A 569-nucleotide genomic window follows, 5' to 3' on the forward strand; every position below is an offset into this window, starting at 1 on the left:
CAATCCAAAGTTGTAATGAAAAACGTTCATCTCCACCAAACGCATATAAGCCGAAACGACTGTAATTGATTCCGCCTAGCGGGTCACCTTGTTCCGGTACAAAGGCGATGGCATGGCTACCAAAGATAGTTTGCCAATAAATCACCCGTTTTTTGCGGTTGACACGAAAACCACGTGGACGGGGGAGGAAAAAGGCAAAGACCACAAAGGGAATTAAAATGATATCAAGGATAAAATCTTTTAATGGTGATTTAGGAAGAATACTTTGTTTATATTCATGATAAGGGATTGGTGCAGATATAAATGGATTATTTTCTTCTTGCGCTTTTTTATAACGCTTATCTGCTTTTTCCTTATACCATAGATATTGCTCCATCGCAGGTTTATCAGGATTAAATGCCCATTCATAGTCACGTTGAGTTTTTTGTATCTGACCATGGAAAGGGATTTCACCCCAATTACCCCAAATTCCAACAATCAAAAATCCAGCGAGTAAGATGAATCGAATAAATCCGCGGGCATAACCATCAAAAATGGAGTCTCGAATTTCAATTTCATCGTTGCCACGT

The 569-nt window shown here is 39.2% G+C and carries 1 pseudogene; it reads right to left on the reverse strand.

Features of this window, described 5'->3' with window-relative positions:
* Positions 1–569: pseudogene (locus HMPREF3263_RS10470) on the reverse strand (hypothetical protein); the annotation flags it as partial.

Source organism: Haemophilus sp. HMSC61B11, assembly GCF_001838615.1.
GTDB classification, from domain to species: domain Bacteria; phylum Pseudomonadota; class Gammaproteobacteria; order Enterobacterales; family Pasteurellaceae; genus Haemophilus_D; species Haemophilus_D parainfluenzae_AD.